Origin of the sequence: Streptosporangium minutum, from assembly GCF_002149035.1 — a bacterium.
In the GTDB taxonomy this organism is placed as follows: Bacteria; Actinomycetota; Actinomycetes; order Streptosporangiales; family Streptosporangiaceae; genus Streptosporangium; species Streptosporangium minutum.
Genome location: NZ_NGFP01000018.1, coordinates 36,578 through 62,740, shown reverse-complemented (window position 1 = coordinate 62,740; position 26,163 = coordinate 36,578). Strand labels below are relative to the sequence as shown.

The following is a 26,163-nucleotide window of genomic DNA, read 5'->3' as shown; positions in this document are numbered from 1 at the left end:
CTCTGGCGGGGGTCTTCGCGCCCGGCGCGCTGGGCGGCCTGATCGCCTGGTGGCCCGGCTTCGGGCCGCTGCGCGACGGGCAGCTCTACCTCGCCCCGTTCGTCCTGCTCCAGGCGGTCGGCCTGGCCTCCGTCGTCGCGCGGTGGCACTCGCGCGCCGTCGTCGCGGTCGCGGCGGCCGTCCCGGTCCTGGTCCTGCCCACCTTCGCGCTGGGCGCGTTCGGCAGGCTGTCGGCGGTCGACTACCCGGACGAGTGGCGCCGGGTCCAGGCGATCGTGAACGCCGACCCGGCGCCGGGTGCGCTGCTGTCGCTGCCGTGGGGGGCGCACCGGGCGTTCGCGTGGAACGGCCGCCGGGTGGTCCTCGACCCCGCGACCAAGATGTTCCGGCGCCGGGTGCTGTGGAACGACGCGTTGCTGGTGGGCCTGCCCGGCGGAGGCCGGCTCCGGGTCGCGTCGGAGGACCCGGCGGTCGCCGCGGCGGAGGCCGCGCTGCGCGCCGGTCCGGGCGGGCGGGCGACGGCGCTGGCGGGGCTGGGGGTCCGCTACGTCCTGGCGCCGGCGGGCGATAACACGTTCCAAGATGCCGTGACCGTCTTCCAGGGACGCGAGATCCGCCTTCTCCGCCTTGATCCGCCCTTGTGAGCCGGGTGTATCCGCAGCTCCCGGAAGTACCCGGCAGTAACTTTCTTTGTCACGGTTTCACTAAGCCTATGGCTTATGAGATGAATCACGTTCTACTCTCGGCACACTGTCCGGATTCTGGAGGGAGAGCTCAGTGTTACGAGTGATCGCAGCCCTGGCCATCGGGGCGATCCTGGCGGTCGGTGCCTCCGTGGCAGTGGTCAACGTGGCCTCGCCCGCACCGGAGCCGCCCAACCGGCCGCTGTACAACTACGGCGACAGGTGATCCGAGGGGGCGCGTGACGGCCCCTCGGACGCTGTTCTCCTCAGCCCGCCGGGGCTGAGCACAGTCATCAGAACGGTGTGTGGCTCCGCCATGCCCCGATTCGGGCGCGCGGCGCCGTAGAGGACCGAGGAGACACCGTGGCCGACACCGTGGCCTTTTCCGGTGGGAGCGCGAGCGCCGGACCGCGTCCGCTGACCCCGCACCGGCCCTACCTGGAGCCGGGGGGCACGCGGGACCCCGAGGCGCCGTTGCGCGGGGTCCGGGTGGCGGTGCTGAACTTCCGCGAGCCGCGGCAGTCGGTGGCGGGCGGCGCCGAGGAGTACGCCTGGCAGGTCAGCCGCTACCTCACCGCCCAGGGCGCCTCGGTCCACTTCGTGACCAGCCGCGAGCCCGGCCAGGCCAGGACCGAGCGGTGGGACGGCGTCGAGCTGCGCAGGATGGGCAACCGCTACCTCGTCTACCTGCTCGTGCCGCTCTGGCTCCTGCTGCGCCGCCGCCGCTTCGACGTGGTCATCGACTCGATGAACGGCATCCCCTTCTTCTCCCCCCTCGTGGTGCGCCGCCGTACCGCGGTGATCTGCCTGGTGCACCACGTGCACGACCGGCAGTTCCACGCCTTCTTCCCCGCATGGCTCGCCAGGGTCGGCTGCTTCGTCGAGGGACCGGTGGCACGGCTGCTCTACCGCCGCCGCACCACGATCACGGTCTCGGAGTCGTCCAAGGAGGACCTCCGCACGCGGCTGCGCTGGCTGGCCCCGATCGAGGTCGTGCCCAACGGCAGCCCAGCGGTCCGCTCGATCGCCCAGCACCCCCTGCCCGGCGACCCCTCCGTGGTCTACCTGGGCAGGCTCGTCGGTCACAAGCGGGTCGAACGCGTCGTCGGCCTGGCGGCCGATCTGGGCGAGAGCCGTCCCGGCCTGCACGTGCACGTCGTGGGCCGCGGCCCGGAGTCCGGAGCCCTCGCGGCCAGGGCGGCCGAGCTGGGCGTCGCCGGCCGCGTGCACCTGCACGGGTTCCTCACCGAGCAGGAGAAGAACGCCGTGCTCGGCTCGGCCCTGCTGAACGTGACCGCCTCGGAGTTCGAGGGCTGGGGCCTCACCGTCATCGAGGCCGCCGCCTTCGGCGTGCCCACGGTCGCCTACGACGTCGCCGGGCTGCGCGACTCCGTCCGTGACGGCGTGACCGGCTGGCTGGTCCGTGACGGCGAGGCGCTCGCCGACGTGGTCGACCGGGCGATCGCCGAGCTGGCCGACCCGGCGCGGCGCGCGGAGATCCAGCGGGCCTGCAGAGCCTGGGCGGGCGAGTTCACCTGGGGAAGAACCGGCGCTACGATGACCAGACTCATCGCCGCGGAACTTCCCGCGGTCGGCCGCCGGCACCGGACCGCGAGCTCCGCGGGTTCGCCGGCCTGGACCTCCGACCTCCGTCTCGCCGTAGGTGAGACCGACCCCACTTGAGTGCAGCATTGACCCCTGACAGCACGGACGCCGGGCCCGTCCGGTTCCGGCACCGGCTGAACCTGCTGGCGGGATGCCTCCTGCTCGGAGCCATCGCGTTCAACACCTCACCCGGCCAGGTGATCTCCGAGACCAAGCTCGACATGGCGCTCAACCCCCTCGGCTTCCTCTCCCGTGCGATGCACCTGTGGGACGGCGCGTTCTTCGGCCACCTGCAGAACCAGGCTTACGGATACCTGTTCCCGATGGGCCCGTTCTACGCGCTCTTCCAGGCGCTGGACATGCCTCCGTGGAACATCCAGCGCCTGTGGATGACCCTGGTCCTCTGCGCCGCCTTCGTCGGCGTCGAGCGGGTGGCCCGCGCCATGGGCGTCGGCACCCCCGCCACGCGCCTGCTGGCCGGCCTCGCCTACGCCCTGGCCCCGCACGCCATCGCGCTGATCGGCGTCAACTCCTCGGAGTTCCAGCCGAGCGCCGTGCTGCCCTGGATCCTGCTGCCGCTCGTGCACGGCACGGGGCCGCGGACGAGCCCGCGCAGGGCCGCGGCCCTTTCGGCACTGGCGTTCCTGTTCGCCGGCGGGATCAACGCGGTGGCCGAGCTCGCCGTGCTGATCGTGCCGCTGCTGTATTTGCTGACCCGGCGCAAGGGGCCGCGGAAGCGACGGCTGCTGGGCTGGTGGCTCGCCTGCGTCGGGGCGGTGTCGATGTGGTGGCTGGCGCCGCTGCTCGTCATGGGCCAGTACATCTTCTCGTTCCTGCCGTTCATCGAGACCGCAGGCGCCACCACCGGGGTCACCTCGCTGATCAACACCCTGCGCGGCACCTCCAGCTGGCTCTCGTTCCTCCCGGTGGACGGCGGGCCGTGGCTGCCCGCGGCGTTCGAGCAGGCCACCACGCCCTGGGTGATCGTGGCGACCGCACTCGTCGCGGGGCTCGGCCTCGCCGGGATCGCCGGCCGCGCCACTCCCGAGCGGGCTTTCCTCGCCGTCACCCTGCTGGCCGGCATCGTGATCATCTCCACCGGGCACGCCGACGCGCTGGCCCACCCCTGGGCCGAGCAGGTACGGGCGCTGCTGGACGGCCCGCTCGCTCCCTTCCGGAATCTGCACAAGTTCGACGCGCTCGTACGGCTCCCGCTCGCGCTCGGCCTGGCCGCGCTCCCGCTGACCGCCCCGGCGCGGCTCCGTGTCCCCGTCGGCGCGGTGGCCTCCGGTGTCGTCCTCCTCACCGCCCTGCCCGCCGCCTCCGTGGGAGTCGTCCCCAGCGGGGCGTTCAAGGAGGTGCCCGGCTACTGGCGTGACGCCGCCACGTGGCTCAACGAGCGCACCGGGGACGGGATGGTGCTCGCCGCGCCGGGCGCGGGCCGGGGGGACTACGTGTGGGGGCGTCCGATGGACGAGCCCATGCAGTCGCTGCTGACCGTGCGCTGGGCCGCCCACACCAACGTGCCCTGGGGGTCGCCGGGCCTGGCCCGGCTGCTCCAGGCGGTGGATGAGCGCTTCGCCACCGGAAAGGGTTCGCCCGGCCTCACCTCCGCGCTGCGCCGGATCGGCGTCACCTACCTGCTCGTCCGCAACGACCTCGCGCGGGGGACCCTCGGCACGGCCTGGCCCGCGCGGGTTCACGAGACACTCGCCGAGTCCACCGGGCTGGAGCGGGTCGCCGCCTTCGGACCGGCCATGGGGACGACCTCCAGCTCGACGGCCGCCGGCTGGTTCGACCAGCCCTACCCCGCGCTGGAGGTCTACGCGGTCCCCGGCCCCGCGCTGCCGGTGGCCACCGTCCCCCGCGAGGGCACGCTCCGGGTGACCGGGGCGCCGGAGGCCGCGCTCGCCCTGGCCGAGGAGGGGCTGCTGACCGATGACCGGCCCACGCTGATCGGCGACGAGCCCGAGGCCGACATCGTGTCACCGCGCAACACGGTGATGACCGACACGCTGCGCCGCCGGGAGATCGTCTTCGGCGATGTGCGCCGTTCCGCCTCGGCCACGCTGACCGAGGACCAGCTCCTGGAACGCGACGGGCCGTCCGATCTGATCGATCCCGAATGGGAAGGGGCCACCGCCTCGGCCGACTACTCCGGTGTCGCGGACGTGCTCGCCTCCTCCTCCGGATCGGCGGTCACGGCCGTCGCCGGTCAGCGCGACCCGGGGCGGCTGCCGTACGCGGCGCTCGACGGGGACCTGCGCACGGGCTGGCGCTCCGACGGCTGGAGCGGCCCGCTCGGGGAGTGGCTGGAGGTGCGCTTCGTCGAGAGCGTCGAGGTGCCCGGGATCACCGTCGCGTTCGAGAAGTCGACCATCGGACCGGCGGTGACGGAGATCTCCGTCGAGACCGCGGCGGGAACACGCCGGGTGCCGGTGAGGGCGTCCGCCGACCCGCAGCCCGTCACGCCACCGGCCGGGAGGAGTTCCTGGCTGCGGATCCGGGTGACCAAGCTGGCCGATGAGCGGGGGGCATGGCTCGGAAACCGGGTCGGCATCACGGAGATCGGGATCCCGGGGGTGAAGGCGCTGCGCAGGATCGTGGTCCCCGCGTCGGGTGAGTACGACCCGGGCGCGGTGCTGTTCACCCGCCAGGGGTCGGCGCCCGCCTGCATGCGGGGGTCCACGACGTGGACCTGCGCGCCGAGCCTGGAGATATCGGGTGAGGACGGTGCCGGGTTCAACCGCGAGTTCACGGTCAGGACGGGCGGTCCGCGAGACATCACCGGCAGGGCCGTGCTGACCTCCCCCGACGCGGCCCGGCGGCTCACCACCCTTCCCTCGATCTTCCCGAAGGTGACCGCCTCCTCCACGGCCACCGACCACCCGGCCGTGCTCGGGCGTTCGGCCTTGGACGGTGATCTGAGCACGCTCTGGTACGCCCACCCCCTCGACCCGGACCCCACCCTCACCATCGAGCTCGGCAGGAAGATGACGGTCTCCCAGCTCAGGGTGATCCTCCCCGACTCGTTCCTGGGACAGTCGCCGGTCAGGGTGACCGTACGGGGCGGCGGCCGTACCGTGCGGAGCTGGGTCGGGCCCGCCGGCCGGATCGCCTTCGCACCGCTCCGCACCGACAGGCTGGAGATCGGGTTCACCGCCGCCGCCACGCGGGCGATCGAGGTGGCGGAGATCAGCATCCCGAGGGTCGAGCCGCTCGGGTCGCTGTCGTCCTTCCCCCTCAGGCAGCCGTGCGGTTACGGTCCGGCGCTCACCGTGAACGGCAACGCCGTACCGACCATGATCGTGGGCGGCACGCTGGACGACGTGGTCAACGGACGGCCGCTCGCCTACCGCTCGTGCCGGCCGGTCGAGCTGAGCCCCGGCACGGCGAGGGTCGACGTCGCCCCCACCGGCGCCTACCTCGTCGAGTCGCTGATCCTGCGGCCGTCCGCGGACCCGGACGTGGAGACGGTCACCGCCGCTCCCGTCGTCGCCGAGTCCTGGGGCCAGGCGGAGCGTCGCGTGCGGGTCGCCACTTCGGAACCCTCCTACCTGGTGGTCAACGAGAACTACAACCGCGGCTGGCGGGCCTCTCTGAACGGCAGGCCGCTGATCGCGGCACGCCTGGACGGCTGGCGGCAGGCGTGGGAGGTGCCCGCGGCGACCGGCGTCGTGACCATACGCTACGAGCCCGACTCCGCCTACCGCGCGGCGCTGCTCGGCGGCCTCGTCCTGGTGTTCCTGGTGGCCGCGGCGGCGTTCACGCCCGCGAGGAAGCGGGTGCGGCATCCGGCGGGGACGGCGCCCGCGACGATCCGCGCGTCCTGGGTCTGGCCGCTCGCCCCGCTCGTGGGACTGTGGACCGGCGGTTTCGCCGGGGTGGCGATCGTCGTCGCGGTGCTGGCCCCGTGGGCCTGGCTGGAGGCCGTGGCGCAGGCCAGGCACTCCCGCGGCCTGCTGCCGGGCCTCGCGGGCGCGGCAGCCGCGCCCTGGTCGCTCGCGGTCCCGCTCGGCCTGGCCGGTCTGGCGCTCGCGGTGAGCCCGCTGTACGGCCCGGCGGGGGCGCCCTCCGAGGCGCTCTCCGGCGTCGTGCCGCAGGTGCTCTGCCTGGTCGCCCTCGGCCGGCTGGCGGCTTCGATCCCGGTTCCCCGGCCTGTCACGTCGCCCGCGCTCCCGGCCCTGGCGCGCAGCCCCGAGCCGGAGAGGACGGGCTCGTGAGGACGCAGAGCCTGCGGTCCGCCGCGGTGGCGGCCGGGGCCTTTCTCATCACCCTCGCGGCGCTGTTCCGTTTTCATGTCTACGAGAGCGCCCTCGTGCTGCCGCTGGAACAGAACACGGAGTACCACCTGGCGACGGAGAACGCCACCTACTTCGACTTCGCCACGTTCACCCTCCGGACCGGCGTCCCCCTGGAGTCGGTCACGCTGCTGAGCGGCGATCCCGGCGCCGGGACCGAAGGCACGGCGGTGTGGACGGAGCTCACCTCGATCTACGCCCGGGGCAACCGTGTCGACTACCACGAGCGCAGGGCCGCCTTCGACCGGAGGACGGGCCTGGCGGTCAACTGCTGCGGGGAGTACGTCGACGACGACTCCCAGGCCCGTCACTCCGGTCTGGCCTTCCGGCTGCCCTTCCGCGCCGAGCCGCGCTCCTATCCGATGTACGACACGATCCTGCGCCGGACGATCCCCCTCCGCTTCGAGCGGGAGGAGGAGGTGGAAGGACTGCGGACCTATCGCTACACCTACACGGCGGGCCCGATCGAGATCGGGGACGCTCCCTGGGACGTTCCCGGCAAGGCCGTCGGCCTGCCGGAGCGGCGCACCACCGGCGTCTCCCGTTATGCCGAGGTGACCCGGACGCTCTGGGTCGAGCCGGAGAGCGGCCTGACGGTGAAGGTGGGGGAGCGGCATCGCCAGAGCCTGCGCACCCTTGACGGGATCGAACGCCGGGTGAGCCTCCAGGCCGACCTGGTCATGTTCCCCGAGGACGTCGCGGCCCAGGTCGCCGGCGCGCGCGCCTTCACCCGATGGGCCCTCATCGTCCGGGACCTGGCGCCGGGCGCGTTCCTGGTGCTGGGACTCGGCCTGGGTCTGCTCGCCGTACGGCTGCGCGCGCCGGAGTCCGCCGCGCCGGAGACGGCAGGGGCGCGGGCGGAGACCGCGTGAGCGGCGAAGCCAGGGGTGGCCGGCGGCGAAGCCGTCAGCGGCGGCGGAGGACGAGGCCGTCAGCGGCGGCGGAGGACGAGCAGGAGATTCCAGCTCACGATCTCGCGCAGTCCCGGGACACGGATGACCCGGGTGGCCCAGTGAGGGTGGTAGCGGGGCAGGGCGTCCAGAAGCTCGGCGCCGGGCTGCCGGCGGGCCCAGCGGAGGGCGTCACCGATGGAGACGGCGTACAGGCCGGCGCCGTACAGGTTCTTGGGAGGTCTGCCGTGGCGGCGGGTGTAGCGGGCGGCGGCGCGCTGACCGCCGAGGTAGTGCCAGGGGGAGGTCTCGTGACCGCCCCAGGGGGAGAGCCAGTTGGTGAAGGACAGGTAGATCACTCCGCCCGGCCTGGTGATCCGGACCATCTCGTCGCCCATCCGCCACGGGTCCGGCACGTGCTCCAGCACGTTGGAGGAGAAGCAGACGTCCACCGAGCCGGTGGCCAGCGGGATGTCCAGGGCGCTGCCGAGCACCGCGCCCTCCGGCGCCGCGCCCTGGCGGGCCATCATCTCCCCGGCGTCGCAGTCCACGCACACGGGCCGGGCGCCCGCGGCCCGCAGCACGTCGGTGAAGTAGCCGGGGCCGCCGCCGATGTCGGCGACGAGCGCGCCGTCCAGGGCGGTGTAGGCGGACAGCTGGGCGACGGTGTCGCGGGCCAGCATGCCGTAGAAGAAGTCCGGGTCGCTCTGCTCCTTGCGGAAGGCGCCGAGCAACCTGACCGACCGGCTCAGGGTGGCCTGGAACGGTGCCTGCGGGGTCTCCAACGCTACTCCTCGCCGCCCGGCGAACGGATCGGGCTGCGCTGGATCGTAACACCACATTATTGCTGACGGTCCCGCCGGGTCCGTAGGGTGATCTTCCATATCGCCGGACAGGAGAACACGGATGGAGAGCACGCGGACCGGGCAGCCGAAGTCTCCGACGCGGTGGATCCCCCTCCCCGGCCGGGCCGCGGATCTCCGCAACCCCGTGCTGCTCGGGGCCGTGCTGCTCATCGTGGTCTCGCTCGCGTTGCGCGCGCTGATCCTCGGCGACTCCTACTTCGTCGAGGACGATCTGACCTTCGTCGGCAACGCCTACGAGAGCGGCCTCACCCTCGACTCCGTGACCCGGGTCCACAACGGTCACTTCATGCCCGGCGCGCTCACGTTGACCTGGGTGCTGTCGCGTATCGCCGCCTATGACTGGTTGCTGGCGGCCGGCGTCACCTTTCTCGCCCAGGTGCTGCTCAGCGTTCTGGCGCTGCGGCTCCTCAGATCGCTGTTCGGCACCCGTCCGGCGATCCTGCTGCCGCTGACGGTGCTGTTGTTCTGCCCGCTGACCATCCCGGCGTTCGGCTGGTGGGCGGCGGCGATCAACGCGGTCCCGCTCCAGCTCGCGATGGTGCTGGCGCTCACCGCCCAGGTCCGGTTCGCGCGGGGCGAGGGAGTCCGGTACGGCCGGCTCGCTCTGATGTGGTGCGTGGCCGGCATGGCCTTCAGCACCAAGGGTGTCTTCGTCGGCTTCCTGCTGTTCGCCATCACCACGGCCTTCCTGGGCGGCCGGGGGATCGGCTGGCTCCGGTCCATGGTCCACGAGCTCCGGCGGCACCGGCGGATCTGGGGCGCGCACGTGGCGGTGATGGCCGTCTACGCGGTGATCTACCTCGTACGCGGGCAGACCGCTTTCGGCGAGGGCGCGGCGGTCCCCCGGCCCGGCCTCGCGCTGGACATGGTCAGGACCATGCTGGGCCGCACCTTCCCCAGCGGAGCGGTCGGCGGCCCGTTCACCTGGGCGCCGGTCAATGCGACCGGTGGGAGCGCGGGCCCTTCCGACGCCATGGTCGTGGTCTCCTGGCTGATCGTCGCGACCCTGGTGGGGGCCACTGTCGTCTACCGGCGGAGGGCGTCACGAGCGTGGATGATCCTGGCGGGTCACCTGCTGATCGTCGACGCCGTCCCCACGGTGATCGCCCGGGGAAGTTCTGCGTTCGTGAGCGGTGCGGAGCCCCGTTACGTGACCGACGCCGTCGTGGTCCTCATGGTCTGCCTGGGGTTCGCGCTACTGCCCGCGGAGGGAGAGAAAGACGCCTACCGCCGGTCGCTTCCCGGGCGGTCTCCGCTCGCCCTGGCCGCCGTCCTGGCCGCCGGCGCCTATCTGGTGGCATCGGTGATCTCGATCGAGGCCTATCGGGCGACCCTCAGCGGTGACCGGGTCCGGGCCTACCTCGACACCGTCAAGGCGGAACTCGCCGCCGCGCCGGACGACATCGTGATCTACCCGACCCCGGTGCCGGGCGACATCATGGGGCCGTGGTTCGATGACCGGCGGTTCAGCCACCACGTGCTCGCCCCGCTGGCCCGCCCGATCCTGCGGGTCAGGATGGCCAACCCCGAGTCCACCCACGACGGGAAGGTCTTCGGCAAGGACGGCAGGCTGAGGCGGATGAGCATCTTCGGCTTCTTCCAGCCCGCGCCGCAGGGCCGGCGCTGCCTGCCGGTGACCGGCGGCGCGGTGGTCTTCCCCGACGTGGTCTCCAGGGGCGGGCCGATCACCGCGGGCTCACTGTCCTACACGGCCGGGCGGGCGTCCTCGGTGACCGTCGAGGTCGGCGCGGAGCGGCTCGTGGTCGGCCTGAGGAAGTCGGCCGGTGATCTCGTGCACTTTCCGATGCGGGCGGCCGGCACGGGTGTGCGGATCGTCATAGACGACCCGGCCGCGCAGGTCTGCCTGACGGGTGTGGCGCTGGGCGCTCCGATCGCCGAGGGTGAGCGGCCTCCCGGTCTCCCTCCATCGCCCGGACCGGATGAGGACTAGCGCACGAGGTGGTTGAGGCGGCGGGCGGGACGCTCGACGAACCGGTGGGTCAGCACGGCCATGGCCAGCGTGATGAGGGTGATGGCCACCAGGTTGCCGAGGAAGTCACCGGAGAACGGCTCCTGCCCGGTGAACTCGTACCAGGCGTAGATCACTACGAACTGCCAGAGGAAGACGCCGTAGGAGACACGGCCGAGGAATCGCATCACCCGGTTGGCCAGCACGCGTTTGACGACGGAGTCGCCCGGAGGCGGTAGCGCGGCCGGCGTGATCAGGCAGAGGGCCACGACCGTGTAGAGGCTCAGCTCGAACAGGCCCGACCAGACGCCGTCGACACCGAGGAAGCGGCTGCCGGTCACGGGGGAGGCCGCCACGGCGTAGGCCATGGCGGCGACCAGCCACCACGAGCCCGGTGAGGCGGCCACTCCCCGGGTGAACCGGCGGGCCGGGCCGTCGTCACCCGTCTCGGCGTGCGCCCAGGCGACGAGCACGGCCAGGGCCATGCCCGCAGCGAAGAAGACCATGGACCGGGGCGGCCAGATGTTCAGGTGGGGCCGGTAGTCCGGGTAATAGACCACTACCGTCCAGGCGTAGGAGACCGCGGCCAGCGCCCCCAGACCGGCCAGCAGCCGCCGGGCCCGCCGGCGCACGTCATCACCGCCGCGCCGGGCGAAGGCCGCCAGTCCCGCTGCGAGCAGGGGGAGCATGACGTAGAACGCCACCTCCACCGACAGGCTCCACATCTGGCCCAGGCCCTTGGGGCCCAGACCGAACCAGTTCTGGTCGATGCCGTAGATATGTCCCAGGGTGAGGAGCTTGAGCCAGGTCCAGCCGTCGGACAGGTGCTCTCCCGACCAGATGAGCAGCGCGGTGACGACCACCAGCCAGTAGGCGGGCAGGATGCGCACGGCCCGCTTCCACAGGTAGGCGCGGGTGCGGACGGGGGCGTCCCCGCGCAGCAGCGAGGCGGCGTAGGGCCGGTAGAGCAGCAGCCCGGAGAGCGCGAAGAAGATCGGCACGGCCACGTCGCCGCGGGAGAGCAGCGCGCCGCCGAAGCCGTCGCGCATCGCGGCGCCGGACTCGCTCGCGACGTGGAAGACGAGCACCGCGAACGAGGCGATGGCGCGCACGCCGTCGAGGGTGTCCAGATGGCCGTCGACCTCCGGAGGGGACTGCCGGGCGAGGGAGTTCAATCTAGAACCTGTTTCGGTCACTTTTCCGCATCCCCCGGTGACGCCGGTCACTCTCGGCACTTAACATACCGGCCAGTAGCTTTGTTAATCCACAAATCTCCCCCTAACCCCCCAAAGCAGTAATCCCCCAGGAGGGTAGATGACCCGGATCATCGGAGTAGTCCTCGTAGCCGTCGGGGCGTTCCTCATCGTGCTGGCACCGCTTGTGCGCTTCCAGGTCGGAGGCAGCCTGATCGCGGCTCCGGCCGCGCAGTACGGTGTCAGCAAGCTGGAGGCCCAGGGGGCCCAGTATTTCTACCCCAAGGCTCTCAAGGTGCTGACCGGTGACCTCGGCATCACGGTGACCACGCGGGGAGATGTGTCCCAGGCCCAGGGCGACAGGGTCGTATGGGACGAGTTCACCGCGGTGAACGACGTGACCAACGGAAACCCGGACGTCTCGTTCGGCGAGCGGCGCAGCGCCTTCAACAAGTTCACCGGCGAGGGCGTCAACTGCTGCGCGGTGAACGTCGACAAGAAGCCCAGCAAGCTTGAGGGCCAGATCTACAAGTTCCCCTTCGACGTCGAGAAGAAGACCTACAAGGTCTTCAACTCCACCGCCGGCATGGCCTTCGACGCCAAGTTCGTCGGCGAGGAGAACGTCAACGGGCTGCCGGCCTACAAGTTCGAGCAGGTGGCCCCGTCGACGAAGACCGAGACCCGTACCGTCCCCGCTTCGATCATGGGAGTGTCGGAGACGACGGGTGACGTCCAGGTTGACCGGTTCTACGAAGGCAAGAACACGTTCTGGATCGAGCCCACGACCGGCTCCCCGGTCAAGCAGGAGCAGCAGCGGCACGACATCCTCAAGACCCAGGACGGCGCCCACAGCATCACCGCCTTCGCGGCGACGGCCAAGATGACCCCCGAGACGGTCGACGACCTGGTGCAGAACGCCACCGAGAGCAAGAGCCAGATCACTCTGATCAAGGTGACGATCCCGGTGATCCTGCTCCTGGTGGGTCTCGTCCTGCTGGTCGGCGGGTTCGTCGCGATCCGTCGCACCGCCAGGGCCTGACGAGCCGCGAGCCGGTGGGCTTCGGTGAGCGGGGCCCGGCGGACCGGGACGCGGCGGGCTCCGACGACCGGGTTCTGGCGGGTCAGGACACGATGGGCTCTGACGGCCGGGTTCTGGCGGGCCGGGACGCGGCGGGCTCCGGCGGCCGGGTTCCGGCGGGCCGCGATCCCGTGAACGGGGAAGCGGTGGCCGCGCGGCCGCCGGCGGATGCGCCGGCGGCCGTGCGCACCGGCTGGGGGATCTCGCCCATGGCCCTCCTGCGGGCCTGCCGCCCGCGCCAGTGGCTGAAGAACGCCCTGGTCTTCGCGGCCCCGACGACGGCCGGCGTGCTGGTGACCGCCCAGGGGGCGTTGGGCGCGCTGATCGCCTTCGCGGCGTTCTGCGTGGCCGCGAGCGGCACCTACCTGCTCAACGACGCCGCCGACGTCGCGGCCGACCGCCGTCACCCGCGCAAGCGCCACCGCCCGATCGCGGCGGGTCTGGTCCCGGTACGGCTCGCGCGGGTCATCGGAGCCGTACTCGTGGCGCTGGCCCCGGCGCTCGCCGCCCTGTCCGGCGACTGGCGGCTGCCGGCCGTCGTCGCCGGATACCTGGCATTGACCTTCTCCTACACCTACTGGCTCAAGCACCAGGCGGTGGTGGACCTGGTCGCGGTCGCGGGCTGCCACGTGGTCCGCGCCTTCGCCGGGGCGGTCGCCGTGGACGTGCCGGTGACGAGCTGGTTCCTCGTGGTGGTCTCGCTCGGCTCGCTCCAGCTCGTGGCGGGCAAGCGCGAGGCCGAGCTGCGCGCCTCCGGCGGTGGCTCCGCGCGGGCCATCCTGGCCGCCTACACCCCCGGCTACCTGGCAGGCGTCCGCGCGATGTCGTCCGGCGCCATGATCGTGACCTACTGTCTGTGGGCGCTCAACGAACGCGCCGGGCTGTTCTACGGGATCAGCATCGTGCCCTTCGTCCTCATCGTCCTGCGGCACAACCTGCTGGTGGACCGGGGCGTGGGGGAGGAGCCCGAGGAACTCGCCCTGCACGACCGGCCCACGCAGGTGTTCGTCGCGCTGCTCCTCGTCCCGCTCGTCATCGGGATCTACCTGACATGACCTTCCTGCGGGATGCCTCGCTGAAACGCGTTCTCCCTATAGGGACCCGTCAGTACCGACGAAATATTCTAGATTAGAACGCGTTGCAGTTTGCTGGGTGCGGGCCGTACCGTGGGCGCATGCGGACACGTGTCACGGACATGCTCGGGATCGAGCTCCCGATCTTCGCGTTCAGCCACTGCCGGGATGTCGTCGCCGCGGTCAGCCGCGCCGGCGGGATGGGCGTCCTCGGCGCCCTCTACTTCACCCCGGAAGAGCTCGAGATGGAGCTCAAGTGGATCGACGACCACGTCGACGGCAGGCCGTACGGTGTCGACGTGGTCATGCCCGCCTCCTACGAGGGCGCCGACCTGGGCGTCGACTCCGCCGAGGACCTGGTGGGACGGCTCCAGGGGATGATCCCCGACGGCCACCGCAAATTCGTCGACGACCTGCTGGCCGCGCACGGCGTCGCGGAGCTGTCCGGCTCCGACGCCGGCAAGGTCCTGCTCGGCTGGACCGACGCCACCGCCCGGCCGCAGGTCGAGGTGGCGCTGAGGCACCCGATCGCGCTGCTGGCCAACGCCCTCGGCCCGCCGCCCGCCGACGTGGTCGAGCTGGCCCACGCCAGGGGGGTGAAGGTGGCGGCGCTGGCGTCCACCCCGCGGCACGCGGTCAAGCAGGTCGAGGTCGGCGTGGACATCGTCGTCGCCCAGGGCACCGAGGCGGGCGGGCACACCGGTGAGATCTCCACGATGGTGCTCATCCCGCAGGTCGTGGACGCGGTGGACGTGCCGGTGCTGGCCGCCGGCGGCATCGGCGACGGGCGCCAGATGGCGGCGGGTCTGGCGCTCGGCGCCGAGGGCGTGTGGACCGGGTCCATCTGGCTGACCGTCGAGGAGGCCGACACCCCCGAGATGGCCAGGCGGCGGATCCTGGAGGCCACCTCCCGCGACACCGTGCGCTCGCGCTCGTGGACGGGCAAGCCGGCCCGGCTGCTCAAGAACGAGTGGACCGACGCCTGGGAGGCCGCGGACTCGCCCGGCACGCTTCCGATGCCGCTGCAGTTCATGCTGGTCTCCGACGCGCTGCGGAGGATCGGCCGGTCCGACGCCGCCGAACTGGCCACCTTCCCGGCCGGTCAGATCATCGGGACCATGAACCAGGTGAGGCCGGCCAAGGACGTCGTCTTCACGATGGTCGAGCAGTACATCGAGGCCACCGAACGCCTGGGGCGCCTTACTGAGGAGTAGGCCGGGGTTCGCCTTTTGTCGGAAAACCAAGCCGCGATGTCAGGAAGCTGAGCCATGGGAGCGGCCGGCCCGGAACGGTCGCAGAGCCCGTTCCCCGTTGGCCGTGCCCCAAAGTCACTCGGCCGACTTTGTGCTGATCTCCTGAAGCCGCAGTTGCAGGGCGAGCGCCAGTCGCAGGTCGGGGTCGCTGAGGTCGATCACCTCCGTCAGCCGCCGCAGCCGGTGGCGAAGGGTGTTGGAGTGCAGTACCAGCGCTTCGGCGGCGCGCGGGACGTCGTAGTTGGCGGCTATCCAGCAGCGCAGCGTTCTGACGTAGTCGGTGCCGTGTCTGGCATCGTGGTCGAGCACCGCCGACAGCGGCTCCGCCTCCAGCGCCGGCAGGAACCGCATGGCACGGAACACATCGAGGAGGAACAGGGGCGCGGCCACCGTCTCGTGCCGGCCGATGAGCCCCTTCCCGAAGGGGCCGCAAACCACGTCGAGGGCCTGTCGCGCCTGGTTCAGCCCGGCGGGCGCATCGGACAGGTCGTGCAGGAGCCGGCTGAACCCGGCACGCCACTCGCCACCGAACTGGTCTCCGGCATGGGCCAGGACAGTCGCGATGATCGACTCCAGTACCGGGGCGTCCCCCGCGGCGCCGACCACAGCCACCGCGTGCGCGTCCTGCGAACCCGCTGCCGCCCGTAGCCGGTAGGCCGCCAGCCCTGCCCGCAGCAGGTCGCCGACGTACGCGGCGGCCGACTCGGCCGACATCCCGCGCGGCCGGTCGGCGGGCGGGTCGCCCGCCCTGCCGGCCACCACCACGGTCGCGGGGGCGTCGGCCACCAGGCCGAGGGAGTCGGCCAGTTCCTTGGTGGAGCCCACGCCCTTGAGCAGCCGGCTCAGCCGTTCCGCCCGCAGCCGCCGCTCGTTGTTTGTCGCCAGACTGAAGCGGGCCAGATGCGGCGCGGCCAGGCGGGCGCCCTCGGCCAGCACCTTCTCGGCGTCGGGGGCGAGCGGCTGGTCTCCCAGCAGCACCCAGATGCTGCCGAGCGCCTCACCGCGGTCGCGCACCGCGATGGCCAGCCTCGGCCGGTACTCACGCGGCTCGTAGCTCCAGACCGCGGTCTCCGAACGGAGCACGATGGTGTACTCCTCCGCGTGCGCGGGATGATCAGGCACCCGGCGGCCGAGAATCCCGGCGCGCCGCATGTCATCCACCTCCTGCCAGGGGATGGTGGAGTAGGCGAGCACCCGCATCGACAGGTCCTCGATGGCCACCGCTCCACCGGCACGCACGGCGATGTCGTTGGCCAGCGCGAACAGATCGGTCGGGTACCGCCCCTCGGGCTCCGAGACCGGGCCGGTGATCGCCTGAAGGGTGCTGATCAGGGTGTACAGCTGTCCCCAGCCGACCTCTTCGGAACAGCGCAGCAGGGCCACGCCGGCGCGCACAGCCGCCGCCACCAGCGGCTTCGGATCGGCCGCCTCTCCCCGCAGCACCACGGCCGCGACCTGGTGCTCGGCCGCCCAGTCCAGCAGCTTGGCCGTGGGCCTGCCGGGAACCAGCAACACCCCGCCGACCAGCCCCACCCCTGTCTGATCCGGGTCGTGGATGCTGGGCGAACCGATCGGCACGTCCCTGCCACACGGCAACGTCAGCGGGCGCACCAGGTCGGCTCCCAGGCTGTCCAGGAGCACACCCAGTGTGACGCCGGCCGGGATGCTCATCGGCGCCCTGGCCGGAGCATCCGGCCGCGCCGTACCCCGCTGAACTCGCCGTCGACGATCACGGGCTCGCCCTCAAGGAGGACGTGCACGATCCCGGTCGGACGGATGTCCGGCCGCTCGTAGGTACCGGCGTGGCCGATCGCGGCCGCGTCGAAGACCACCAGGTCGGCTGCGGCCCCCGGCCCGAGCCAGCCCCGGTCGGTCAGGCCGAACTGGGTGGCGGTGGCGGAGGTGACCTTGCGGACGGCCTCGGCCAGCCCCACCACGCTCTGGCCGCGGACGTAGTCGCCGAGGAACCGGGGGAAGGTGCCGAAGGTGCGCGGGTGGTTCGGCCCGAACGGCAGGCCGCTGTCCGACCCGATCGCCACCAGCGGGTCCGCCATGATCGCGAGTACGTCGTCCTCGTGCATGGTGTGGCACACGGTGGCCGCGTGGGGGTCGGCGATCAGCAGGTCGCACAGCGCGTCCCAGGGCTCGCGCCCGTTCAGCACCTGCGCCAGGGTCCGGCCGGCCACCGCCGGGTCAGTGTGCTCCAGGATCTGCAGGTCCTCGGGGTGGAGCTCGCGCCACAGCCCGACGCCGGCCCCTGACGGCCCCTCGGCCGTGGCCAGCAGCGCGGCCCTGGTGGCGGGGTCGGCCAGCCTGGCCCGCATCGCGCCGATCCCGCCCTCACAGGCCTCGGGAGGCAGCATCGCGGCCAGGCCGGTGGCGAACGCCTGATAGGGGTACTGGTCGCCGCGGACGTCCACGCCTTGGCGCCTGGCCTGGGCCAGCTTGTCCAGGATCATCTTTGCTGACCCGTGTACGGCACGCCCGGACGCCTTGCAGTGCGACACCTGCAACCTGATGCCGGAGGACCTGGCCACCTCGATCGCCTCGTCGAGCGCGTCGGCGAGACCCTCGCTCTCGCTGCGGCTGTGGGTGGCGTAGACCCCGCCGTACCGGTGGGCGACCAGCGCGAGGGCGACCAGCTCCGCCCTGTCGCCGTAGGCGCCGGGCACGTACTCCAGCCCGCTGGAGAACCCGCAGGCTCCCGCCCTGAACGCCTCTTCCACATGCGCGCACATCGTGTCCAGCCCGCCGGGTGGCAGCTCCCGATCCATGCCCGCGACCATCAGCCGCACCGTGTTGTGCCCGACCATCGCGGCGAGGTGGTTGCTCGGCCCTGCCGCCTCAGCGGCATCCAGGTACTCGGCGAACGTCGCGAACGTCTGCTCCCCGAGGCTGACCGGGGCCAGCCCCGCCGTGGCCGGGTCGGCAGGCCCCATGGAGAAGCCGCAGTTGCCGACGATCTCCGTGGTCACTCCCTGGAACAGCTTGAACGGCTGGGCGTCCGGCAGGAACGGCACGCTGTCCGAGTGGCTGTGCGGATCCACGAAACCGGGCGCTACGACCAGCCCGTCCACGTCGACCGTTCGCCTGGCCGGCCCGAGCCCGGTGCCGACGGCGGTCACCCGGCCTGCCGAGACGGCGACGTCGGCGGTGATGGGCGGGTTTGCGAATCCGTCGTGGACCTGGCCGCCGGTCAGGATCAGATCGTGCATGCGTCACTTCCCGTGAATGTCGGCACCGAGGCGACGAGCCGGCGGGTGTAATCATGGCCGGGTGAGTCCAGAACGGACGCGGTGACACCGGTCTCGATCACTTTGCCGTGCAGCAGTACCACGATGCGGTCGGTGACCTGCCGGACAACGGCCAGGTCGTGTGTAACGAACAGCAGCGCCGTCCCCAGCTCTGAGTTGACGGTACGCAACAGCTCAAGGATGTGGGCCTGCACCGACACGTCCAGCGAGGCGGTCGGCTCGTCGCAGATCAGCAGCGCCGGGCGAACCGCGAGAGCTCGGGCGATGGCCACCCGCTGCTTCTCCCCGCCCGACAGCCGATGCGGCCGCAGCTTGGCGTAACCGCTCGGCAGGCCGACCAGCTCCAGCACCTCGCCGACCGGGCGCCGGTCCTGCTCCGCAGCCAGGGCGGCTGCCTCGGCCAGGGTCGCACCGACCGTCATGGCCGGGTTGAGGGAGGTGGACGGGTCCTGAAAGACGCACTGCACCAGGGGCCGTATCTCACGCTGCCGCGCGGCGGGCAGGTGCCGCAGCCGCGTGGTGTCCATGCCGCCGAGCTGGATGCTGCCGCCGCTGGGGTCGACCAGGCCGAGCAGGCAGCGGGCCAGCGTTGTCTTGCCCGAGCCCGACTCGCCGACCAGCCCGAGGCGCTCTCCCGGTTCGATCCGCAGATCCACGCCATCCAGCGCGACGGCCTGGCCGTACTTTTTACGCAGGCCTTCGACCAGCAGCAGCGGGCCGTTCGCGGAGGACTTCCTCGCGGAGGGCACACTCGGCGGCGCGGCGACTGACGCGGCAGGGGCCACGTCGTATCGGCAGGCCGTCAGCCGGCCGGAGTCCAGCAGCCGCAGCGGCGGCCGCTCAGTGAGGCAGTCGTCCTGCCGTTGACCGCACCGGTCGGCGAAGGCGCACTGGCAGGCGACGTCCGCGGCCCTGGGGACCGAGCCCGGAATGCCCTCCAGCCGGACGGCAGTGCGTTCCACGGCCGGCAGGGCGCTGATCAGGCCGAGGGTGTAGGGATGCCCGGGACCGGTGGCCAGAGCCTTGCTCGCCCCTGATTCGAGGACTCGACCGGCGTACATGACCTGCACCCGGTCGCAGAGCTGGAAGGCCACCCGCAGGTCATGGGTGATCAGGAGCACCGCCATGCCACGGGACTCCTGGATGCGGGCCAGGAGCTGCATGATCTCATGCTGGATGGTCGCGTCGAGCGCCGTGGTGGGCTCGTCGGCGATGAGCAGCTCCGGGTCACCTGCGAGGGCGGCGGCGATGGCAACCCGCTGCCGCATGCCGCCGGAAAGCTGGAAGGGGTAACGGTACGCCACATCGGGGTTGGTGATGCCGACCTCGGCGAGGCGGCGGACGACCTCCTGCCTGTCGCGCCTGGTTCCGCGCGGCAGCGACTCCGCGATGTGGGCGCCGGCGGTCAACAGCGGGTTGAGCATCGCGAACGGGTCCTGCATGAGCAGCCCTACCCGCCGGCCGCGGAACTTGCGGAGCACCCGTTCCGAAGCGCCGATCAGCTCGGTCCCGGAGAACCGTACAGAACCGCCTGCGGTCAGCGTCGGCGGCAGGAGACCGGCGACCGCCCGCGCGGTCAGCGACTTCCCGCTGCCTGACTCGCCGACCAGGCCCACGGTCTCGCCGGAGCCGACCACCAGGTCGACGTCGTCGACGATCCGGCGGCCCGCGAGGCTGACGGTGAGCCCGCTGACCCTGAGCAGCTCGTCTCTCATGCGGTGAGTTCCTTCCCGGCGCTGAGGCGCTCGAAGACCTTGTCGCCCAGGATCGTGGCCGCCACCGCCGTGATCGTGATGAGCAGGACGGGCGCCACCGCGGCCCATGGGTTGAGGTCGAGGATCGTCCGGTTCTCCTGGATCATCAGCCCCCAGTCCGGGGTGCCGGCCGGCAGCCCGATCCCCAGGAAGGACAGGCCTGACAGGGCGATCAGCGCGAAGACGAAGCTGAGCAGCAGGTTGGAGGTCACGGTTGGCGCCAGGTTGGGCAGCACGTGGCGGAACATGATCCGCCGGTCGGACAGCCCCATCGTGCGCGCGGCGTCGACGTAGGCCAGTTCCCGCTGGCTGAGCGCGAGGCTGCGGATCACCCTGATGTCGACGGGGGCACCGAGCACGATGAGTGCGACCACCGCCGTGACGTACGACCCGCCCGCGATCCCGACCACCACGATGAGGATGAGCAGCCCTGGCAGCGCGAACATCAGGTCGGTCAGCCGCATCATGATCGCGTCCAGCCAGCCCCGCCGGAACCCGGCGAGCAGGCCCAGCGTGGTGCCCAGCGCGGTGGTCCCGGCAGCGATGAAGATCGGGCCGATCAGTGCGGTGCGCGCCCCGGCCAGCAGCCGTGAGAACACGTCGCGGCCGAGGTTGTCGGTGCCGAGCAGATGGTCGGCGCCCGGTCCCACGGCGCCGAGTGCGGCGTTCTGGGCGCCGGGGTCGTAGGGCGCCAGCCATGGGCCGAGCAGCGTCACCAGCGCGATGACCACCAGCACGACCAGGGAGATCAGGCCCGGCACCCGGCGGGGCGCGATCCTGCTTCCTGCGACCGGTGCCGCCACGGCGCTCACGCCTCCGCCCTCGTGGAGGCGCCGTGCCTGACGCGCGGGTCGACCACCATGTAGGCGAGGTCGACGAGCAGGTTCACCGCGATCACGACGGCGCCGCCGAGCAGGACCAGTGCCTGTACCAAGGGGATGTCCTTCTGGTTGACGGCCTGGATCAGCAGGCTTCCGAGGCCGGGCAGGCTGAAGGCCTGCTCCACGAAGACCGCGCCGGTCAGGTTCCCCGCGGCCAGTAGCCCCGCGACGGTGAGCACCGGCAGAGCGGCGTTGCGCAGCGAGTAGCTGCCCCAGATCCGCAGCCGCGGCAGCCCTCTGGCCTTGGCGAAGGTGACGTAGTCCTGGCCGCCGACGTCCAAGGCCGCGGCCCTGGTCTGCCGGATCACGATGGCCGTCTGGCCCATGGCCAGGGCGGTCGCCGGCAGGACGTAGTTGCTGATCTGGTCGGAGCCGTAGATCGGCACCCACTGCAGCGCCACCCCGAAGGTGTACAGCAGGACTAGCGCGATTCCGAACGGCGGGAAGGCCAGCGCGACCAGGGTGCTGAAGGTGATGCCCTGGTCCAGGACACCGCTGCGGCGCAGGCCGGCCGCCAGTCCCGCCGGGATGCCGACGGCCAGGGTCAGCAGGATCGCGAAACCGGCCAGGGTCGTGGTGACCGGCAGCCGATCGCCGATCACCGACAACACCGGCTGCCGGAAGTAGATGGAGCTGCCGAAGTCTCCCGACAGCGCCCCGGTCAGCCACTCCCAGTAACGCACGGGGAAGGGCTCGTCCAGGTGGTACAGCGCGCGGATCGCCGCCCTCGTCTCGGGCGTGGAGGCCCGATCGCCCAGCAGCGCCTCCTCGGGCCCGCCCGGCGCGAGGGCGAGTAGCGCGTAGGTGAGCACGGACAGCGTCAGCAGCAGTACCACCACCGCGCCCAGCCGCTTGGCCGCCACCTTGGCGAAGTCCATCTGCCTACTCCGCTCTGGGCCTAGTTGCCGGCAGGCTTGATGGAGGCGATTTGCTGGATCGTCCAGGGGCCGATCTTCTCAGTGAACTTCTCATTCATCGCAATCCCACTGTGAACGTAGTAGAGGGGCACATAGGGCATCTGCTTCGCGGCCTCGGTGAGGATCTCCGTCACCGCCTGCTTGCGCTCCTCGCCCTTCAGGCCCAGCATCCGATCTATCCTGCTGTCCAGCTCGGGGCTGGTGTACTGGGCGAAGTTGAAGCCCTGCGGCTTGGCCGCGGTGCTGCCGAGCAGGTCAGGTAGCGTCTCGCCGGGGTCGGGGGTGCCGTAGCCGAGCTGCGACAGGCTCATGGTGAGGTCCTCGTGGCGGAAACGCTTGGCCCGCTCGGCGTCGCGCGGCATCGCCTTGAGCTCCACCCGGATGCCGATCTTGGCGAGGTCGGCCGCGACCGACTGGAGCGCGTCGACGCGCTGATCGTCGGTGGCGTGGGTGACCTTGATCGTGAAGCCGTCGGGGTAGGCCGACTGCGCCATCTCGGCCTTGGCCGCCGTCAGATCGTGCGGGTAGGCGGGCAGCGAGGCGACCACCTGCTCGTGTGCCGGGCCGTACAGGGCCTGGAGCTGCGGCAGCGGCAGGATGGTCGAGGCCGCCGACGCCTTGTCGCCGACGGCGGTCCGCTGGACGGCCTCGCGGTCGACCGCGTGCGCGATGGCCCGCCTGACGTGGACGTCGGACAGGTACTTGTCCTTGACGTTGAGCGCGAGGAAGGCGATCGACATGCCGGGATAGAAGCGGACCTTGACCTGCTTCATGCCCTCCCACTTGCGGGCGTTCTGCGGCGGGACCTCCATGGTGCCGTCCACCGAGCCCGACGCGACCGCCAGCCGCAAGGCCTCGGGCTCGCTGATGGCGGTGATCTTGACCTTGGCCATGGGAGCTCGGCCGCCCCACCATTTGTCGTTGCGTTCGAGGGTGAGCCCGTCGACGCTGAAGGAGGCCACCTTGTACGGGCCGGTGCCCAGCGTGGGCGCCTCCGGCGTACCGAGGTCGTCGGGGTGGGCCTCGGCCAGCTTCCTGGGCACCACCTGCCAGACGAGCGCCGCGTTGGGAAGGAAGGTCGGGCTCGGGCTCTTCAGTTCGACCGTCACCTCGTGCTCGCCGGTGGCCTCGACCTTCTTCACCAAGGTCACCGTGCTGGCCGCCTGGGAGGCGACCTTGGGGTCGGTGTGGCGTCGCAGAGAGTAGGCGACGTCGTCGGCGGTCATCGGGGAACCGTCGGAGAACACCACGCCGGAGCGGAGCTTGAAGACGTAGGTGCCGGGCTTCGGCTCGGTCCACGACTCGGCCAGCAACGGCTGGATCGAGCCGTCCTCGCCGAGCGTCACCACGGTGTCCAGAATGGCGAACTGCACCAGGGTGGACGAGGTGTTGAAGCCGTGGGCGATGTCGAGCACGTTCGGCGGGGCCGCGGTGGCCAGGGTGAACGTGTCGGCGTTCGCCTTGCCCCCACCACTGCCGCCGTTGGTGGCGCAGCCGGACAGCAGCAGGGCGCCGCACATCGCGCCGGCCAGCAAGGTATAGGGCTTGGCAGACATCGAATACCGCCTCGTGTGGGTTGGGATCTGGAGTGGTGTTACTTCGGCCCCCGTGGCGTCAGTTCGTACGTGCTCAGGTCGTGAGGTTGAGCCCGGGCGGCACACCGACCGGGCGGGTGCCGTCGGGCTGGCGGACGAACCGCAGCCGGTACGTGCCGGGGACACTGACCAGGAGGTCGTCGCCGTCCGGGCGGAGGGTGACCATGCCGGCGGAGAAGCAGCCGCCGGGGGCCGGCTCGATCGGCGCCACCAGGCTCAGCCCGAGTTCCAGGACACCTTCGTCGGTGATCGTGGCCAGGGTTCCGACCTCGGGGCTGAGGTAGACGGCCGCGGGCAGCACGGCGCCTTCGACCGGCGCCGCACAGGGCAGGAAGGTGCGGGCCCGTCCCGGGGCGTAGATCGATCCCGCCCTGATCCCGCCGTCGATCACGTGCAGCCGGTTGTCCTCACCGTGCCAGGTCCCGTCGCTCGTGAGCGCGAACGTACCGGAGAGGAGGCCGCCGGTCAGCGTGATCCTGCCGTCGTCCACCTGCTCGACCTGGAATGTCGTCTCGGTGCCCGAGTCGTGCCAGAACCCGCTCAGCGCCTCGGCCGCCGCCTGGTCGGCGATGAGGGCGGGCTGGGCCTCGTCGGGCAGTCCGGCGGCCAGGCGCAGCGCCTGGCAGCCGATCCCGCGGGGGTCGATCGAGGTGTCGTTGGTCAGCACCGCGACGCCGATGCCCTGCTCGGGCAGGAAGAGCAGCTGGGAGCGGTAGCCAGGCGCGCCGCCCGCATGGCCGAACGCGGGCTGCCCGCTGACCGTCGTGTGGTAGATGCCGAGGGCATACGGAGCACCCGTGTCGTCCCGTTCGAGCAGCGCGTCGCGTACGTCATCGCCGAGGACCCGGCCGTCGTGGAGGAAGCCGAACCACGGCCCCAGGTCGGCGACGCTGGTCACGATCATGCCGTCGCCGACGGCGCACTCCTCGGTGTCCGCGCGGCGCACCCCTTGCTCAGAGACGTCGTAGCCGTAGGCGTACCTCGCCAGCGGCTCCTGGCTGTCGTCACGGAAGTGGGTGTCGGTCATACCCAGCGGGGTGAACATTCGCTCGGTCGTGAACGCGCGCAACGACTGCCCGGTGATCCGTTCGATGGCGGACGTCACGAGGATGTAGCCGGTGTTGGAGTAGGAGAAGCCGGTGCCCGGCTCGAAGTTGACCTCGGTCAGCCCCGCGACGAAGGCCAGCGCCTGGGCTTGCGTTATCCGGGTCAGCGACCGGCCGGCCAGCATGGACAGGGACAGCCACTCCCGCAGGCCACCGGTGTGGCGCAGGCATTGGGCGACGGTCACCGGCACGGACAGTTCGAGCTCCGGCAGGTGCTTGCGGATGTCGTCGTCCAGCGAGAGTCGCCCGTCGCGGCACAGCAGCAGGGCCGCCGTGGCCGTGAACTGCTTGCTCATCGACGCGATATCGAACCGCGTTCCGGTGCCGATCGGCACCTCGAACTCCACGCTGGCCATTCCGGCAGCGGCGTGGTGGGTCAGCTTTCCGTCGGAGTAGACCCCGATCGCGAGCCCGGGACCCCCTGGCCGCACCGACGAGTGCGCCAGGTCAGACAACCTCTCTGCGACATCCATGCCCGACATGGTCGCAGGGGGTGAAGCAGCCGAGTTTGTCGAAATATACAAAGTAGTTGGCCTGGACGTTGGCCTGTGCGAACAAGACCCGGGCCCGGCGGGGCCAGACCCCGCTCGTGGTCGTCTCCGGGCGGGGAGCGGGCCGGGTCTCGATCGCCGGACTGCTGTGCGTCAGGCCGGGCGGGCGAACCCGACTGATCTACCGGACGACCGTCTACCACGGCCGCGGACATGGGCCGAAGGCATCCGGGCCGACCTCAAGGGCAAGATCTACGATCTCGCCGTCCATGGCGCCGTGCCTCACGCGCCCCGGTAGACGGCCGGGCGCTTCTCCCTGAAGGCGCGGGAGCCCTCCTTGGCGTCCTCGGAGCCGATCACCGGCCAGCCGATGCCGTCGGAGACCTTCAGCGCCTCCGCCTCGGGCAGGCCGAGGGTCTCGCGGTAGGTGCGCAGGATGGCCTGTACGGCGAGCGGCCCGCACTCGGCGATCTGGGCGGCGATCTCCAGGGCGGCGGTCAGTGCCTGGCCGTCCGGGACGACCCGGTTGACCAGGCCCATCTCCAGCGCCTCCCGGGCGGTGACGGACCGGCCGGTCAGGAGGATGTCCATGGCGAAGGCGTAGGGGATCTGGCGGGGGAGCCGGATCGCGGAGCCGCCCATCGGGAACAGGGCGCGGCGGGCCTCGAACAGGCCGAGGGTGGCCGACTCGGCGACGACCCGCAGGTCGGTGCCGACGAGCAGCTCGGTGCCGCCGGCCACGGCGTAGCCCTCGACCGCGCAGACGATCGGCTTGGCGGGCAGCGCGGCGGAGTCGCGGAGCAGTCCCTTCCAGTGGAAGTCGGGGATCTCCGAGGCGCGCTTCCGGACCCGGGGGTCGGCCGACGGGCTGCCCATGGCCTTCAGGTCGGCGCCCGCGCAGAAGGTCCCGTCCGCGCCGGTCAGCACGGCGACGCGGACCTCGGGCTCGTCCGAGACGTAGGCCCACGCGTCGGCCAGCCCGACCAGCATGTCGGTGGAGAGCGCGTTCTTCGCCTCGGGCCGGTCCATGGTGACGACGACGACGTGGCCGTCGCGCTCGACGCGGCAGTGCGGCGTGCTGATCGGCAGAAGTTCCACGGGCAGCCTCCGTTGCTATAGCAAGCGCTTGTTAGGCGATCCTAGATCGGGCATGTCCCGCGCCGCCAGGTCGCCGGGCCGGTCGCACACGCCCAGCCGGGTGCCGTCCTGGCGGATCGGGTGGGCGAGGCCGGCCGGCGGCCGTGTGCCGCGCCG

General features: G+C 71.5%; 18 protein-coding genes and 1 pseudogene. 9 read left to right on the top strand and 10 right to left on the bottom strand.

Translation table 11 applies throughout. The features are described 5' to 3' along the window. The 5 genes and pseudogenes from CA984_RS06525 to pgfA (CA984_RS06510) form a co-directional block, all read left to right on the top strand. Window positions 1-644 (top strand): annotated as a pseudogene (locus tag CA984_RS06525) (hypothetical protein); the annotation flags it as partial. 133 nt (window positions 645-777) lie between these two features. Beyond that, entirely contained in the window at window positions 778-909 is a 132-nt protein-coding gene (locus CA984_RS48585) for a hypothetical protein (RefSeq protein WP_269323798.1), read from the top strand. Between the two features lie 137 nt (window positions 910-1,046). Continuing rightward, a complete protein-coding gene (locus CA984_RS06520; RefSeq protein ID WP_242675781.1) occupies window positions 1,047-2,366 on the top strand; it encodes a glycosyltransferase family 4 protein in 1,320 nt (439 codons plus the stop codon). 8 nt (window positions 2,367-2,374) lie between these two features. After that, window positions 2,375-6,511: an alpha-(1->3)-arabinofuranosyltransferase domain-containing protein gene (locus CA984_RS06515; RefSeq protein WP_242675780.1), complete on the top strand. Its 4,137-nt coding sequence runs from the start codon at window positions 2,375-2,377 to the stop codon at window positions 6,509-6,511. Beyond that, a complete protein-coding gene (pgfA, locus tag CA984_RS06510) occupies window positions 6,508-7,461 on the top strand; it encodes a cell envelope lipid trafficking protein PgfA (protein ID WP_165781129.1) in 954 nt (317 codons plus the stop codon). Before CA984_RS06515 ends, pgfA (CA984_RS06510) begins: the two co-directional genes overlap by 4 nt. A gap of 59 nt (window positions 7,462-7,520) precedes the next feature. On the opposite strand, the gene CA984_RS06505 is transcribed toward pgfA (CA984_RS06510), so the two are convergent. Continuing rightward, window positions 7,521-8,321: a class I SAM-dependent methyltransferase gene (locus CA984_RS06505; protein ID WP_086569247.1), complete on the bottom strand. Its 801-nt coding sequence runs from the start codon at window positions 8,319-8,321 to the stop codon at window positions 7,521-7,523. Window positions 8,322-8,385: 64 nt separating this feature from the next. Between CA984_RS06505 and CA984_RS06500 the strand changes: the two genes are divergently transcribed. Further along, window positions 8,386-10,296, top strand: a complete 1,911-nt coding sequence (locus CA984_RS06500) for a hypothetical protein (RefSeq protein ID WP_086569245.1) — start codon at window positions 8,386-8,388, stop codon at window positions 10,294-10,296. On the opposite strand, the gene CA984_RS06495 is transcribed toward CA984_RS06500, so the two are convergent. Next, on the bottom strand, window positions 10,293-11,489 hold the full coding sequence (locus CA984_RS06495) for an acyltransferase family protein (RefSeq protein WP_086569243.1): 1,197 nt from the start codon (window positions 11,487-11,489) through the stop codon (window positions 10,293-10,295). The two genes, CA984_RS06500 and CA984_RS06495, sit on opposite strands and share 4 nt — an antisense overlap. 139 nt (window positions 11,490-11,628) lie before the next feature. Here CA984_RS06495 and pgfA (CA984_RS06490) point away from each other — a divergent pair, with 139 nt between their 5' ends. The 3 genes from pgfA (CA984_RS06490) to CA984_RS06480 all read left to right on the top strand — a co-directional run bounded on the left by pgfA (CA984_RS06490) (window position 11,629) and on the right by CA984_RS06480 (window position 14,872). Then, window positions 11,629-12,546 (top strand): cell envelope lipid trafficking protein PgfA, encoded by a 918-nt coding sequence (gene pgfA / locus CA984_RS06490; RefSeq protein ID WP_086569241.1) that lies wholly within the window; start codon window positions 11,629-11,631, stop codon window positions 12,544-12,546. A gap of 221 nt (window positions 12,547-12,767) precedes the next feature. Further along, window positions 12,768-13,640, top strand: coding sequence for a decaprenyl-phosphate phosphoribosyltransferase (locus CA984_RS06485; RefSeq protein WP_423229289.1), 873 nt, complete (start codon window positions 12,768-12,770; stop codon window positions 13,638-13,640). A gap of 119 nt (window positions 13,641-13,759) precedes the next feature. Beyond that, complete coding sequence (locus CA984_RS06480) at window positions 13,760-14,872, top strand: NAD(P)H-dependent flavin oxidoreductase (protein WP_086569239.1); 1,113 nt, start codon at window positions 13,760-13,762, stop codon at window positions 14,870-14,872. Window positions 14,873-14,986: 114 nt separating this feature from the next. On the opposite strand, the gene CA984_RS06475 is transcribed toward CA984_RS06480, so the two are convergent. From CA984_RS06475 to CA984_RS06440, 8 genes are all read right to left on the bottom strand, one after another. Next, window positions 14,987-16,582, bottom strand: a complete 1,596-nt coding sequence (locus CA984_RS06475) for a PucR family transcriptional regulator (RefSeq protein ID WP_086569237.1) — start codon at window positions 16,580-16,582, stop codon at window positions 14,987-14,989. After that, window positions 16,579-18,126 carry an N-acyl-D-amino-acid deacylase family protein gene (locus CA984_RS06470; protein ID WP_086569236.1) on the bottom strand — a complete coding sequence of 516 codons (1,548 nt, stop codon included), beginning with the start codon at window positions 18,124-18,126 and terminating at the stop codon, window positions 16,579-16,581. Before CA984_RS06470 ends, CA984_RS06475 begins: the two co-directional genes overlap by 4 nt. Next, window positions 18,114-19,880 carry a dipeptide ABC transporter ATP-binding protein gene (locus tag CA984_RS06465; protein WP_086569234.1) on the bottom strand — a complete coding sequence of 589 codons (1,767 nt, stop codon included), beginning with the start codon at window positions 19,878-19,880 and terminating at the stop codon, window positions 18,114-18,116. The genes CA984_RS06470 and CA984_RS06465 overlap by 13 nt, the downstream gene beginning before the upstream one ends. Then, window positions 19,877-20,731 carry an ABC transporter permease gene (locus CA984_RS06460; RefSeq protein WP_242675777.1) on the bottom strand — a complete coding sequence of 285 codons (855 nt, stop codon included), beginning with the start codon at window positions 20,729-20,731 and terminating at the stop codon, window positions 19,877-19,879. The genes CA984_RS06465 and CA984_RS06460 overlap by 4 nt, the downstream gene beginning before the upstream one ends. After that, the gene (locus tag CA984_RS06455) at window positions 20,728-21,678 is read right to left on the bottom strand and encodes an ABC transporter permease (protein WP_086569232.1); all 951 of its coding nucleotides are present in this window, start codon (window positions 21,676-21,678) and stop codon (window positions 20,728-20,730) included. The genes CA984_RS06460 and CA984_RS06455 overlap by 4 nt, the downstream gene beginning before the upstream one ends. A 20-nt stretch (window positions 21,679-21,698) precedes the next feature. Further along, on the bottom strand, window positions 21,699-23,273 hold the full coding sequence (locus CA984_RS06450) for an ABC transporter substrate-binding protein (protein WP_086569230.1): 1,575 nt from the start codon (window positions 23,271-23,273) through the stop codon (window positions 21,699-21,701). A gap of 73 nt (window positions 23,274-23,346) precedes the next feature. Next, window positions 23,347-24,891, bottom strand: coding sequence for a serine hydrolase domain-containing protein (locus CA984_RS06445; protein WP_165781128.1), 1,545 nt, complete (start codon window positions 24,889-24,891; stop codon window positions 23,347-23,349). Between the two features lie 300 nt (window positions 24,892-25,191). Then, complete coding sequence (locus CA984_RS06440) at window positions 25,192-26,007, bottom strand: crotonase/enoyl-CoA hydratase family protein (protein ID WP_086569226.1); 816 nt, start codon at window positions 26,005-26,007, stop codon at window positions 25,192-25,194. Window positions 26,008-26,163: the final 156 nt, after the last annotated feature.

Bases quoted from the DNA above. Each gene is read 5' to 3' on its own strand.
- CA984_RS06450 (WP_086569230.1), bottom strand. From the start codon at position 23,273: ATGTCTGCCAAGCCCTATACCTTGCTGGCCGGCGCGATGTGCGGCGCC.
- CA984_RS06475 (WP_086569237.1), bottom strand. From the start codon at position 16,582: ATGAGCATCCCGGCCGGCGTCACACTGGGTGTGCTCCTGGACAGCCTG.
- CA984_RS06480 (WP_086569239.1), top strand. From the start codon at position 13,760: ATGCGGACACGTGTCACGGACATGCTCGGGATCGAGCTCCCGATCTTC.
- CA984_RS06505 (WP_086569247.1), bottom strand. From the start codon at position 8,321: ATGTGGTGTTACGATCCAGCGCAGCCCGATCCGTTCGCCGGGCGGCGA.
- CA984_RS06445 (WP_165781128.1), bottom strand. From the start codon at position 24,891: ATGGATGTCGCAGAGAGGTTGTCTGACCTGGCGCACTCGTCGGTGCGG.
- CA984_RS06500 (WP_086569245.1), top strand. From the start codon at position 8,386: ATGGAGAGCACGCGGACCGGGCAGCCGAAGTCTCCGACGCGGTGGATC.
- CA984_RS06465 (WP_086569234.1), bottom strand. From the start codon at position 19,880: ATGAGAGACGAGCTGCTCAGGGTCAGCGGGCTCACCGTCAGCCTCGCG.
- CA984_RS06470 (WP_086569236.1), bottom strand. From the start codon at position 18,126: ATGCACGATCTGATCCTGACCGGCGGCCAGGTCCACGACGGATTCGCA.
- CA984_RS06455 (WP_086569232.1), bottom strand. From the start codon at position 21,678: ATGGACTTCGCCAAGGTGGCGGCCAAGCGGCTGGGCGCGGTGGTGGTA.
- pgfA (WP_086569241.1), top strand. From the start codon at position 11,629: ATGACCCGGATCATCGGAGTAGTCCTCGTAGCCGTCGGGGCGTTCCTC.